Origin of the sequence: Ascidiimonas aurantiaca (assembly GCF_037646345.1) — a bacterium.
Lineage (GTDB): Bacteria > Bacteroidota > Bacteroidia > Flavobacteriales > Flavobacteriaceae > Ascidiimonas > Ascidiimonas aurantiaca.
The window spans coordinates 84,408-98,722 of record NZ_JBBEWR010000014.1 but is presented as its reverse complement, the minus strand read 5'-3'; the positions used below and the strand labels follow the sequence as shown (position 1 = coordinate 98,722).

8 protein-coding genes and 2 tRNA genes are annotated in these 14,315 nt (G+C 40.6%); 7 read left to right on the top strand and 3 right to left on the bottom strand.

The features are described 5' to 3' along the window. Positions 1–337 precede the first annotated feature (337 nt). Complete coding sequence (gyrA, locus tag WAO84_RS14230; RefSeq protein ID WP_340066617.1) at positions 338–2,857, top strand: DNA gyrase subunit A; 2,520 nt, start codon at positions 338–340, stop codon at positions 2,855–2,857. A gap of 47 nt (positions 2,858–2,904) precedes the next feature. Beyond that, positions 2,905–4,182, top strand: coding sequence for a tetratricopeptide repeat protein (locus WAO84_RS14225; protein WP_340066615.1), 1,278 nt, complete (start codon positions 2,905–2,907; stop codon positions 4,180–4,182). A 101-nt stretch (positions 4,183–4,283) separates the two neighbouring features. Here WAO84_RS14225 and WAO84_RS14220 read toward each other — a convergent pair whose 3' ends face one another. After that, a complete protein-coding gene (locus WAO84_RS14220) occupies positions 4,284–5,033 on the bottom strand; it encodes a C40 family peptidase (protein WP_340066614.1) in 750 nt (249 codons plus the stop codon). Positions 5,034–5,056: 23 nt separating this feature from the next. Beyond that, positions 5,057–6,235: an acetyl-CoA C-acyltransferase gene (locus WAO84_RS14215; RefSeq protein WP_340066613.1), complete on the bottom strand. Its 1,179-nt coding sequence runs from the start codon at positions 6,233–6,235 to the stop codon at positions 5,057–5,059. Between the two features lie 125 nt (positions 6,236–6,360). On the opposite strand from WAO84_RS14215, the gene WAO84_RS14210 reads away from it, so the two are divergent. The 3 genes from WAO84_RS14210 (at position 6,361) to WAO84_RS14200 (ending at position 8,742) form a co-directional block, all read left to right on the top strand. Further along, the gene (locus WAO84_RS14210) at positions 6,361–8,406 is read left to right on the top strand and encodes an HD family phosphohydrolase (RefSeq protein WP_340066612.1); all 2,046 of its coding nucleotides are present in this window, start codon (positions 6,361–6,363) and stop codon (positions 8,404–8,406) included. Between the two features lie 133 nt (positions 8,407–8,539). After that, positions 8,540–8,623, top strand: a tRNA-Ser gene (locus WAO84_RS14205). 44 nt (positions 8,624–8,667) lie between these two features. Further along, positions 8,668–8,742, top strand: a tRNA-Pro gene (locus WAO84_RS14200). A 283-nt stretch (positions 8,743–9,025) separates the two neighbouring features. On the opposite strand, the gene WAO84_RS14195 is transcribed toward WAO84_RS14200, so the two are convergent. Further along, positions 9,026–9,340, bottom strand: a complete 315-nt coding sequence (locus tag WAO84_RS14195) for a hypothetical protein (protein WP_340066611.1) — start codon at positions 9,338–9,340, stop codon at positions 9,026–9,028. A gap of 97 nt (positions 9,341–9,437) precedes the next feature. On the opposite strand from WAO84_RS14195, the gene WAO84_RS14190 reads away from it, so the two are divergent. Continuing rightward, positions 9,438–9,752, top strand: a complete 315-nt coding sequence (locus WAO84_RS14190) for a DUF6660 family protein (protein ID WP_340066610.1) — start codon at positions 9,438–9,440, stop codon at positions 9,750–9,752. Between the two features lie 123 nt (positions 9,753–9,875). Then, complete coding sequence (locus WAO84_RS14185) at positions 9,876–14,309, top strand: CusA/CzcA family heavy metal efflux RND transporter (protein WP_340066609.1); 4,434 nt, start codon at positions 9,876–9,878, stop codon at positions 14,307–14,309. The last annotated feature ends 6 nt before the right edge of the window (positions 14,310–14,315 follow it).

Genomic DNA, 14,315 nt, shown 5'->3' with positions numbered 1-14,315 from the left:
CCATCAAAATATACTGTTCAATATTTGTGCCAGTTTCAATATTCATACTACATGGGGTATGATTTTACCGTTAGTCTGTTAAATAAGTAGGTTAACGGGAGTGTTATGGTCTTTTTATGAAAATTTGTCAGGTAGTAACAAGTAACCTTACAGATCCCTGTTTAAGGTATAGCTTACAAGAAGGTCAATTCCTGCAAAGCCTTTTTCTATGGGGGTTTTAGGCACTTATTTTTGTTAATAAAAACATTAAAAATGCCTGATAAAAAACTTTTGAAAGTAGATAATTTACGTATATTGGCTCGATTTGTAAAAGCACCCAATAATTAAAGTTTTTAATATGGCAGAAGGAGAAAAACTGATTCCTATTAATATTGAAGATGAAATGAAATCGGCCTACATTGACTATTCAATGTCGGTGATTGTATCCCGGGCCTTACCCGATGTTCGTGACGGCTTGAAACCCGTACATCGCAGGGTTCTTTTCGGGATGTATGAATTAGGCGTTCTCAGTAACAGAGCCTACAAAAAATCCGCCAGAATTGTGGGGGAAGTTCTAGGTAAATACCACCCTCACGGAGACACTTCTGTTTATGATACAATGGTACGGATGGCTCAGGAATGGAGCTTACGATATTTACTTGTTGACGGACAGGGTAATTTCGGTTCGATAGACGGAGACAGTCCGGCAGCCATGCGTTATACCGAAGCCCGTATGCAGAAAATATCTGAAGACATGTTGGCAGATATTGAAAAAGATACGGTAGATCATCAACTTAATTTTGACGATACACTTAAAGAACCTACCGTTTTACCCACCCGGGTACCCAATTTGCTGGTAAACGGAGCTTCCGGAATAGCCGTAGGTATGGCTACCAATATGCCACCTCATAATTTGAGTGAAGTGGTAGATGGTACGGTAGCTTATATAGAAGATAATACTATTGAAATAGATGAACTCATTCAACATATAAAAGCACCGGATTTCCCAACCGGAGGTACTATATATGGATATGAAGGGGTTCGTGAAGCCTTTAAAACAGGCCGTGGCAGGATCGTAATGCGGGCCAAAGCCAATGTAGAAGAAGTAGGTGGGCGTGAAGCCATTGTAGTTACCGAAATCCCGTATCAGGTGAATAAGGCGGAAATGATCAAGAAAACCGCCGATTTTGTCAATGATAAAAAAATTGAAGGAATAGCTACCATTCGTGACGAGTCAGACCGTAATGGGATGCGTATTGTCTATATCCTCAAACGTGATGCGATACCTAATATAGTTCTTAATACACTGTATAAATATACTGCGCTACAGTCCTCTTTTAGTGTAAACAATATAGCGCTGGTAAAAGGGCGTCCGCAATTACTCAATTTAAGGGATATGATCGTACATTTTGTAGATCATCGTCACGAAGTTGTGGTAAGACGTACCGAATTTGAATTGAAAAAAGCCGAAGAGCGTGCACATATTCTTGAAGGGCTCATTATAGCTTCAGATAATATAGATGAGGTAATTGCACTTATCCGGGCATCGGCCAATGCTGAAGAAGCACGGGAAAAATTAATAGAACGTTTTTCCCTTACAGAAATACAGGCTCGTGCTATTGTAGAAATGCGCTTGCGTCAGCTTACCGGACTGGAGCAGGATAAATTACGTGCTGAGTATGAAGACATCAAGAAACTTATTGAAGATCTGAAAGACATTCTTGCCAGAAAAGAACGCAGAATGGAAATCATAAAAGAAGAGTTGCTGGAAGTTAAATCAAAATACGGCGATGAAAGGCGATCTATCATAGAATATTCCGGAGGTGACTTGAGTATTGAGGATATGATACCTGACGAACAGGTAGTGATCACTATTTCGCATGCCGGTTATATAAAACGCACACCACTTTCAGAATATAAAATACAGAACAGAGGAGGGGTGGGGCAAAAAGGCTCAGCTACTCGTAATGAAGACTTTCTGGAGCATTTGTTTGTAGGTACCAACCACCAGTATATGCTGTTTTTTACCCAAAAAGGAAAATGTTTCTGGATGCGGGTATATGAAATTCCCGAAGGTAGCAAAGCCTCTAAAGGCCGTGCCATACAGAACCTTATTAATATAGCACAGGACGATAAAGTGAAAGCCTTTATTTGTACCAAGGATCTTAAAGATGAGGAATACATAAATAATCATTATGTAATTATGGCTACCAAAAAAGGAGTGGTTAAGAAAACACCGTTAGAGCAGTACTCAAGACCTCGCCAAAACGGTATAAATGCCATTACCATACGTGAAGACGATGAGTTGCTTGAAGCAAGACTCACTACTGGTAAAAGCCAGGTGATGCTTGCTGTAAAATCAGGTAAGGCCATTCGGTTTGAAGAAGAGAAGACCAGGCCTATGGGAAGAAATGCTTCCGGAGTAAGAGGAATAACCCTTGCTGATGATAAAGATGAGGTAATTGGTATGATAGCTATTGAAAACCCCAAAGAAGAAACCGTATTAGTGGTTTCTGAAAACGGTTTTGGAAAACGTACCTACATTGATGATCCGGAAGACGGAGAAGCCATTTATCGTATTACCAACCGGGGAGGTAAAGGAGTTAAGACTATATCCATAACCGAAAAAACCGGAAATCTTGTTGCCATAAAAAGCGTAACCGATTCAGATGATCTAATGATCATAAACAAATCGGGAATAGCAATTCGCCTTACTGTAGAAAATCTCAGAGTAATGGGGCGTGCCACCCAGGGAGTACGACTGATCAATATAAAAGGAGATGACTCTATAGCTGCGGTAGCAAAGGTGATGCGTGAAGAAGAAACTGAGATAGATGAAGATATAGAAGATGAAAATAATGGCACAACTATTGATTAAGTAGTGATGAAATGTGTAATTTTGAAAAAAAATAAATGATTGAGACCATGAGAAAACAATTTTTGATCTTTTCGGCTCTTATATGTACTACCGTTACATTTGCGCAGAAAACTGAATTAAAAGCTGCAGAAAAAGCGTTGAAAACCGGTGATAATGCTGCAGCAAAAACAGCTCTTCAAAGTGCGGAACCTATGATTGCCGGAGCTGATATTAAATATCAGGTACAGTACCATATGTTAAAAGGGCAGTTGTACAAGGATATGGCCGCCAAAGGCCTGGAGACCGACGCTTCATATGAAAAAGCTGTCAGTGCTTATAAAGAAGTAATTGCACTGGAAGAGAACATGGGTAAAAAACGTTCTTCAGATGCAGCCCAGGAAGCATTAAACCAAATTGGTGTGGACCTGGTGAATGAAGCCATAGAGGCCAATAAAAATGAAAGTTATGAGGTAGCAGGTAAAAAGCTGTACATGGCTTACCAGCTAAACAAAGAGAATACTGATTATCTTTACTTTGCCGCCACCACTGCGGTAAGTAGCGGAGATTATGATACAGCCTTGTTGCGGTATCAGGAATTAAAAGATATTGGATATACCGGGATTACTACAAAGTACTATGTTACCGAAGTAGCCACAGGAAAAGAATCAGAAGTATCAAAGACAGAATATGACCTGTATAAAAAGTCTAAGGAATATTCAAACTTCAGAGAAGAAGAAACCGCTTCAAGACTACCTGAAATCGTAAAGAATATTGCACTTATTTATACACAGCAGGGAAAAACCGACGAAGCCATTGCTGCTGTAAAAGAAGCGAGAGCCTCTAATCCGGATGATGTAGATCTTCTTTTAACCGAAGCCAACCTGTATATCAAGAACGGTCAGAAAGATCAATATAAGATTGTTATGGAGGAGGCAGCCAGAAGAAATCCAGACAATCCGGCTCTGTTTTTTAATCTGGGAGTCATTGCTGCCGATCAGGGAGATACCGAAGGGGCACGTAAGTACTATGAAAAATCTTTAGAAGTAGATCCTAACTATAAAGATAGCTATCTTAACCTCGCAGCACTTACGCTGGAGCAGGAAAAAAGCATTGTTGAAGAAATGAACAGTCTTGGTACCAGCAGGGCCGATAATGTGCGTTATGAAGAACTGAAAAAGAAAAGAGAAGAACTTTACCTTTCTGCAGTACCTTATCTGGAAAAACTACTTTCTATAGATCCCAACCATGTGGATGCTACCAAAACCCTGGTTAATATTTATGGTACTATAGGTGAAACAGAGAAATACAAAGAGTTAAAAGCAAAACTGAGTGCTCTTGAACAATAATATACTGTTTAAAGCTTAATAATATTAAAAATCCCGGTCATTGACCGGGATTTTTATTTACAGTAACCATTGTTTAATAGTTAATCTGTCCGTAATTAAATTTAGGGGATAATTCTCTTAATTACTCTTAGTTTATGCGAGTACAGGCCCATTTCAGTATTAAAAATACCGGTATGATCAATACGGTCTATTCGTACTTTTCCATGTGAATGGATCAGGTAATTATCTTTCATAATTATACCTACATGAATGATCTTTCCTTCGTCGTTATCAAAAAAAGCCAGGTCTCCCTGTTCACTTTCCTCTATAAAACTTAAAGGTTCACCCTGTGTAGCCTGTTGTTCTGCATCTCTTAAAAGCTTATAACCATTAAGTTTATACACCATTTGCGTAAATCCGGAACAATCCATACCAAAAGGGCTTCTTCCTCCCCAGCAATAGGGTGTATTGAGATAAAACAAGGCAGATTGTATCACTTCTTCCCGGTTTTTTACTCCCTGTCTTACATTCCCCTCAAAATCAAAGTTTAATACACGGGTAGCATTAATATGAGAACCCAGCACTATAGGAATGAGGTTGATGCCATCTGATACATAATCCACCAGATTATCTGAAAGCAGGGTTTCTTCCGCATCCAGTTTTTTAAAGACGTCTTCGGTGATAAGTATTAACTGCCGGTTGTTTATCCACCCTTCACACTTATCAAATGCATGCCTTATATAACTCCAGTATTTTCGTTGTTCAAGCACTTTAAAGTGTTCGCCAAACAACAATTGTGATACCTGTTCTGACGTATCAACAGGTTGTGACCTAATAGAGATCGTACTTAAGTTACAAACGCCGTACTGCATTAACTTAGAGGGGGTCGTAAAGGTTAAACACGCTCAACAATGATAGCAGAGGCACCACCACCACCGTTACAAATAGCAGCCGCACCGGTTTTGGCATCATTTTGCTGTAAAACGCTCAAAAGTGTAATGAGTATCCGTACGCCTGAACATCCCAGAGGATGTCCTAAAGATACCGCACCACCATTTACATTTACATTTTTATCTGTTAGCCCAAGTAATTTCATATTGGCAAGTCCTACTACAGAGAAAGCCTCATTGAATTCAAAAAAGTCAACATCATCCAGCGTAATACCTGCTTTGGCGAGCGCTTTGGGTAATGCTTTTGCCGGGGCTGTTGTAAACCATTTGGGTTCCTGGGCAGCATCGGCATAAGCTGTGATTACAGCCAGAGGGTAAATGCCCATTTCTTTAGCTTTGGTTTCGCTCATCAGCACAACCGCTCCTGCTCCGTCATTAATAGTAGAAGCATTGGCAGCTGTAACCGTACCATCTTTTGTAAAGGCTGGCCGTAGTGAGGGTATTTTCTCAAGGATCACATTTTTGTATTCTTCATCTTCCGTAACTATAACAGGATCTCCTTTTCGTTGAGGTACGGAAACAGGCACTACCTCATTCGCAAATTTGCCACTGGCCCAGGCATCTGCAGATCTTTTGTAGGACTGGATGGCAAATGCATCCTGTTCTTCTCTGGAGAAGTTATGTTCTGTAGCGCACAGATCAGCACAAACGCCCATAGCATTTTCATCATACGCATCTACCAAACCGTCTTTTTGCATACCATCTGTTAGACCGGCCGGGCCAAATTTGGTACCTTTTCTCAAATGTACATAATGCGGAATAAGGCTCATATTTTCCATACCTCCGGCCACTACAATCTCTGCATCACCCAGGGCAATAGCCTGTGCTCCCTGCATTACCGCTTTCATACCACTGGCACATACTTTGTTTACCGTAGTGCAGGGTACCGTATCGGGTATGCCGGCATATATAGCTGCCTGTCTGGCAGGTGCCTGGCCTTCGCCAGCCTGTACCACATTTCCCATAAGTACTTCATTTACCAGAGTGGGGTCCAGGTTTATTTTTTCAAGAGCGCCTTTTATGGCAATGGCCCCAAGTCTGGGGGCCGGAATACCGGAAAGGGCTCCCATAAAACTTCCAATAGGGGTTCTTGCTGCTGAAACTATAACTACTTTATTAGACATAATTCTGTTTTTTGTGTTGCGAAATTAATTAATTTAAAAGGATATTCATATACTTAAACCATTTAACTTACATCCTTTTTCATGGTATTTTTTGCTACATTTGAAGAATTAGTCACAAAAATAGAATGCGCCTTTCACCAGATACACTATATAAAAATCAGTCGTTAATTTATAAAGCTTTTTTATTTATTGCTGCTACTATTCTTATTGTGTATTTGTTTCCCAAAGGCGGAAAATTTAAATACGAGTTCCAAAAAGGCAAACCGTGGCAATATGAAAACCTCTATGCACCGTTTGATTTTGTGCTTTTTAAAGATGTTGATGACCTGGAACAGGAGAAACAGGAAATTATTAATGGGCACATTCCTTATTTTTCTTATGATACGGAGATTGCTGCCGGTGTATTTGACGAGTACGAAACCAGTTTTTCAGCCTACTTTAATGATGTAGAAGAACCCTATCTCGTCACTCGGCTTTACAAAACCGGAAATCAGTTACTAGAAGATATATATGCCTATGGGGTCATAAATGCTACCGATGCTTATAGAGACGACCAACTCATTCATATAGTTCAAAATAATGAGCAGCGTACTATTACTTTTGGCAGGCTCTTTAAAGCTCAGCAATTACAGTCTTTTATTGAGGATCGTCTGGCCGATTCCAGGGAACAGCGGTTTTCAGAACGGTTTTACAATCTGTTTTTTGATAAGGTGAAGACCAACGTGACCTACAATGAAAACCTGACTGAGCGTACCCTTAAAGACGAGTTGGAAAAAATTCCGCTTACCCGGGGAAATGTAGATAAAGGAAAGCTCATTATTGCAAAAGGAGAAGTAGTAGAGGGCGAACGGTTAAATATGCTTGCCTCTCTCAAAAAAGAGTACCAGTCGCAATTGTGGAACGATCAAAACTACGGATGGATCGTTTTTGGTTATATCATACTCGTAGCTCTGGCATTGCTCATGCTCCTGTTGTTCCTCAAAAAGTACAGACCGGCCATTTATGCGCATAATACCAAAGTAACTTTTATTTTTTTCAACGTAGTGGTGATGATCTTTTTAACCACTCTCGTGCTCAAATATAATGTAGCATATGTGTATGTAGTACCCCTTTGCATACTTCCACTAATTCTCAAAGCATTTTTTGATGCCCGCCTGGGGCTGTTTACCCATGTGTTAACCGTACTACTGCTTGGTTTTATCGTTCCCAATAGCTTTGAATATGTATTTCTGCAAATCATAGCCGGTATTGTGACCATACAAACTATTTCAGAATTGTATAAGAGAGCCAACCTTTTTATCTCGGTAGGGCAAATCACTCTTATCTATGTTATTGCTTATTTCGCTTTCTACATTATACACGAAGGGAACATTACCAATATAAACTGGATTATGTTTGGCTTGTTCATTCTCAACGGACTCGCTACGTTGTTTGTGCAACCTTTGATCTATATGTATGAAAAAGTTTTTGGGCTTGTTTCTGATATCTCCTTGCTAGAACTATCAGATACCAATTCAAAGCTTCTCAAAGAACTCTCTGATAAGGCTCCAGGAACTTTTCACCACTCTTTGCAGGTAGCCAACTTAGCAGAGGCCTGTGCTAATGAAGTAAAAGGTAATGCCATGCTGGTAAGAGTTGGGGCGCTGTATCATGATATCGGAAAAATGAATGATCCGGCCTATTTTACAGAAAACCAAACTACCAATGTGAATCTGCATAACGAACTCGAACCCGAAGAGAGTGCCCGTATAATTATTAAACATGTACTTGACGGGATTGAAATGGCTAAAAAGGCAAATCTGCCCGACAGGGTCATCGATTTTATCCGTACCCATCATGGTACTACTCTGGTATATTATTTTTACAAAAAGCAAACTACTATTTCAGAAGAAGTAGATGAAACTCTGTTTAGATATCCGGGCCCCATTCCTTTTTCTAAAGAAACGGCAATTCTTATGATGTGTGATGCGGTGGAGGCTGCGTCTAAGAGCCTGAAGAATCCCGATTTTAAAGAAATTGACCTTTTTGTGGAACGTATTATTGATAAACAGATAGAAGAGAAACAATTTCAAAATGCCAATATAACCTTTAAGGAAATACTGGCAATTAAAAAAGTATTGAAACGTAAGCTTACTAATATTTACCATTTGCGTATAGAGTATCCTGAATAGGCATTTTTGAGTATCAGCAGGTTATCATTTTCATAAAAAAATTAAGTAAAAAAAGCGTAAAATAGTTGTGTTCTTTCAGACGAACTGTTACATTTGCATCCGCAATTTATAATTATACGTTCAGTTAAAATAAGGAGAGGTGCCGGAGTGGTAACGGAGCAGATTGCTAATCTGTCGACGCGAAAGTGTCGCCTGGGTTCGAGTCCCAGTCTCTCCGCATAGTTCATGGATAACATATATCTTTGATAATAGGTACATTTTCGGGGTGTAGCGTAGCCCGGTCATCGCGCCGCGTTTGGGACGCGGAGGTCGCAGGTTCGAATCCTGCCACCCCGACAAAAAAAGCCAATGCATTTGCATTGGCTTTTTTTATTGGCAACGGGCTGTAAATTCATTTACGAAACCGGAGCCATAAAAACGACCGTATCTAAAGTGGTGTTGGGTTTTTCTGAGCAACACTTCCTCTCTTAGATCATGCAAAAAAATCCTGCCACCCCAACAAACTTTGATTTTGTGGGTATAAAAAAACACCAAAAAGAAAAATGGGCAGATTCCTATCTATGCCCGCCATCCGATTTGAAGGCATCCTTGCCAATATCAGTTTCCATAGATCCACTATCTAAGAATGTTGGTGTCCTATTTCGGGTAAAATTGACCATAGGGCCAAAGGCGCACAAGAAATCAATAAGTATCTTGACGATATACACGCCAGGTTACTGGAGTGCCATAGACAATTGTATTCAAAGAGAGGGCGGTGATCACTTTCCAGGCCATTAAGTAAAGATATCTTGAAAAGGACAAGTCGTTCAATTCTTTTGATAACATCTTCCAATACCATTGTATTCATGAAACTTCCAGATAGAAGAAAAGTACGGTCAGGATACCGGAGAAAGGCAATCGTTGAGAAAACTACCGTTAATATGGACAACCACATCCAGAAGTTTTAGAAACTAAGGGAAGAAGCAAGTTTGTAATTGTCGCTGTTGTTACTTTGCACAGCCTGTGCATTATTAATTTTGTATTTTTGTTTTGTGAAAATAGCAGCACTCATATTATCTTTTTACATCCTTGCACTTAATTTGCAACCTTGTAATGATACAGACTTTCCTGATGATATAGCTCAAATGGAAGTTGCTATGGACATGGACTTAGACCATTCTGAAAAGGGGGCTTTAGACCTATGTACTCCGTTTTGCACATGTCATTGCTGTCATGTACATATCTTAGATTTTGGGCTTCCAGGTTTTGAGCCAATAATGATGGATATTTCTATGGAACCTTGTATCCATTTCGATAACGTGGGCAAAGAGTTCACCCATTCCTTATTACAACCACCACAAGTTTAATTCAGTTTTTAGGATAACTATATCCTTTTCAGACCTATCCTGATAGGCCAATATTTTCATTTCGTTGATTTTGTTATATGCACTTTCTATCGAAAAGTTTAACTGAGTTAAATTTTCTTTCTAATGATCAATAAAATCATTGCGTTCTCCATTAATAATAAATTTATTGTTGGACTGCTGACCCTGGCTCTTATCGTAACCGGTATTTGGTCCATGTTCACCGTAAATCTGGGATCGGTGCCAGATATCACGAACAACCAGGTACAGGTCATTACGGTATCTAAGAACCTTGCCACAGAAGACATTGAACAATTCGTGACCTATCCCGTAGAATTGGCGATGGGCAACTTGCCGAATGTGACCGAAATCCGTTCCGTTTCCCGTTTTGGACTTTCCGTAGTAACCATCGTCTTCGATGATGACATGGGCATTTACAAACCCAGACAATTGGTACAGGAGAAACTGAACGAGGTCAGGGAAAGCATCCCGGAAAAATTTGGAAGCCCTTCTATGGGGCCAATTACCACCGGATTGGGAGAAATATACCAATATACCATCAAGCCAAAAGAGGGCTTTGAAAATAAGTACACCCCTACCGATTTACGTACCATTCAGGATTGGATCGTAAAACGCCAAATGACCCTGTTAGATGGTGTTGTGGAAGTCAATTCTTTTGGAGGAAACATAAAACAATACGAAATAGCCATAAACCCCGAAAAGCTCAATGCCATGGGTGTTTCCATATCTGAGGTATTTGCCGCTCTGGAAAGGAACAATGTCAATACAGGGGGTGCCTATATCGAAAAAAGCAAAATGGCAAACTTCATAAGAGGGGAAGGATTGATAAGGTCCCTGGACAATATTAAGGCCATCTCCATAAAAAATGAAAACGGGCTGCCGATCACTATTGCCGATATAGCCGAAAAAGTACAATTTGGGAGTCAGGTCCGTTACGGGGCCTTTACCCAGGATGGACGTGAAGCCGTTGGTGGAATGGTGTTGATGATGAAAGGAGCCAATCCCAATAAGGTCATTGCCAATGTTCAGGAAAGAATGCAAAAAGTTGAAAAATCACTGCCTGAAGGATTGGAAATCAAACCCTTTTTGGATAGAAGCAACCTTATAGAGCGTACTACAAGCACTGTTACACAAAATCTTTTGGAGGGAGCACTTATCGTCATCTTTGCCCTGGTCTTTTTATTGGGAAGTTTAAGGGGAGGATTGATAACTGCTACCACAATACCGTTGTCACTACTCTTTGCCTTTATCCTGATGAGACAGTTTGGTGTCTGGGCAAACCTGATGAGTTTGGGAGCCATTGATTTTGGGATCATAATAGATGGTGCGGTGATCATTATTGAAGGCACAGTCTATGAAATCCAAAAACGGATACGTTCCGGAAAACTCAAATTCAATCAGGAGATAATGGATAAGGTTGCCTATGATGCAGGAAGTACGATGATGGGCTCTGCATTTTTTGGGCAGATCATCATTCTTATTGTTTTTGCCCCTATTCTTTTTCTAACAGGAGTTGAAGGAAAGATGTTCCGCCCTATGGCATTCACATTTGGGTTTGCCATGCTAGGGGCTATTTTCCTCTGTCTGACCTATGTTCCCATGATGTCCGCTTTATTTATGAAACCCGTTAAGAACAAAAACAATTGGTTCGGGAAATTTGAAAGCTGGCTGGAAAGAATCAGTGATAAAATTATAGGAAGCATTCAAAAAGCCTACTTGCCAATATTAAAGGCTGCATTAAAAACAAAGAACCTGGTTGTGGGGGCTGCTGTGGCTTTATTACTGGTTTCAGGATTTGTATTCTCAAGGATGGGAGGCGAATTTGTTCCCCAATTGGATGAGGGCGACCTTGCCATGCAAGCGTTGTTACGCCCGGGAACAGGATTGACAGAGGCGATAGATGTATCGAACAAGATTGAAAGTATCCTTATCGATAACTTTCCAGAGGTAAAAACTGCCGTGGCGAGAATAGGGGTTGCCGATATTCCTACCGACCCCATGCCAATGGATATTGCCGATATGTTCATCATCCTGGAAAAGGATATGGACAAATGGAGCTCTGCGAGTTCAAAAGAGGAACTCATCGATAAGATCAAGGATAAACTGGACAGTGAACTTACAGGCGTAAACCTGGTATTTAGCCAACCTGTAGAATTGCGTTTCAACGAATTGTTAACGGGAGTACGGGAAGATGTTGCCGTAAAACTATATGGTGAAGATCTAGGGGTGCTTTCCCAAAAAGCCGAGGAAATGGCAGCCATTATCCAAACCGTTCCAGGTGTGGGAGATGTCAACCCAGAGCGAACATCAGGGCTGCCACAGATGACCGTGAGGTACAACCGAAAAAAGATGGCTCAATACGGGCTTGATATTGAAAAAGTAAACGATTATATAAGTGCCGCATTCGCGGGTGGTAGTGCTGGAGTTATTTTTGAAGGGGAAAAACGCTTTGATATGGTTATCCGGTTTGATGAGGAACATCGAAAAAGTATCGAAGACCTGCGCTCTCTGTATGTTGATCTGGACAACGGCACCCAGGTGCCCATCAAAGAAGTGGCAGACATAAGTTATGTACCGGGACCTATGCAGATATCCCGCGACAACACCTTTCGAAGGACCTACGTGGGCATAAATGCAAGAGGGCGTGATGTGGAATCGGTAGTAACTGATATTCAACAGAAATTGGATGCCGAGCTAGACCTGCCTCCAGGCTATTATATTACCTACGGAGGAGAGTTTGAAAATCTGGTACGCGCCAAAGAGCGATTGACCATCGTAGTGCCCATAGCACTGTTCTTGATCTTTGTGCTCTTATACTTTGCCTTAAAATCTTTTTCCCAATCCATAATGATATACATCGCTATTCCACTGGCAGCCATTGGCGGCATATTTGCCTTGTGGTTACGGGATATGCCATTCAGTATTTCGGCAGGGGTCGGATTTATAGTGTTGTTTGGGGTTGCCGTACTGAACGGATTGGTACTTATAAACCGATTTAATTCATTAAAGGAAGAGGGCATGACCAACATACGGGAAAGAATAATAACAGGAACTAAAGAAAGAATACGACCAATTATGTTAACAGCGACTACAGATATTTTAGGTTTTATGCCCATGGCATTTTCATCATCGGCCGGTGCCGAAGTACAACGACCATTGGCAACCGTGGTCATTGGAGGTATGTTGACGGCTACCTTATTGACACTTGTTGTACTTCCAATTTTATATACATTCATCGAAAAGAGGAGAGAGAACAAAGACCGGAAGAAGTTTTCGTCACTAAAACCACAAGCGATAACCACTATCTTGATCATAGGATGCGTATTGGGTTTTTCCATTCCAGCTTCTGCCCAGGAAAGCATACAAGAAAACAAAACGATTCTACAGGATAGTCTGCCAACTATAAGTCTGGAAAAAGCCAGGGAAATGGCCCTTGCCAACTATCCAGGATTAAAAGCAGCAAAGCTCGGAATCGAAGTAGAGAAAGCGATGCGAAAAACAGCCTTTGATTTTGGAAATACCCAAGTATTTACAGGAAAGGAAGAGGTTGGCAATGGCGACAAAGGCATATCTAATACCATTGGGGTACAGCAGCAGGACATTAATGTGTTTGGTATTGCTCCCAAATTAAAGTTGCAAAAGGAACGTATCAATTTAGCAGAAAACCTTGTGAACCTAACTGCCTTGGAAATAGAACGAGAAGTAAGCAGGTCTTGGGCAAATGTATATACAAAAAGGAAGACGTATCTGGTTTATAAACAAATGGATTCCGTTTTTCAGGATATCCAGAGAGCGGCCAGGATCAGGTATGAGACAGAAGCTTCTTCCAATCTGGAGTATTTGGCCACATCCAATCAAGCCAATGAGGTCAAGATCCAAAAAGAACAGGCATTTAGGGAATACAATAAAGCTTTGCAACAATTAAACCAATGGTTTGTAAATGACACTTTATACAGTGTGCCAAACGTCTCATTAGCATCTTTAGAAGTTCCGTTTGATCTTACAACGATATCCCTGGAAAATCATCCGCTACTGCAAACCTCTAAGCAGGAAATTAACGTTGCCCATACACTTACCAAAGTGCAAAGATCTGAGTTCCTGCCAAAGTTCCAGGCACAATACGGCAGGCAACAAATCAACGGAGAATCAGGGTTTTATCAATATCAGGTAGGCATACAAATACCTTTGTTTTTTGGACCTGAACTGGGAAGGGCCCAAAGGGCGAAAATTGATAAAAAAATAGCCGAAGAGAATTTTTATACCGAAAAACTAAAAGTAAAAACGGCCTACGACAATATGCGGGAAGATTTTATGAAGTGGCAAAACTCGTGGAACTATTACAGGGATAAAGCGCTTCCATTGGCCAAAGAACAGCAAAGAGGTTCCATATTGGCCTTTAAAGAAGGGGCCATCGACTATGTAGCTTTCTTACAGAATATAAGGGACGTCATTCGTATTGAAGTAAACGGTTGGGAAGCCTTCAACAGTTACTTAGACAGTCGTTACCAATTGGAATATTACCTGAAAAATTCTAAATAAACTTAA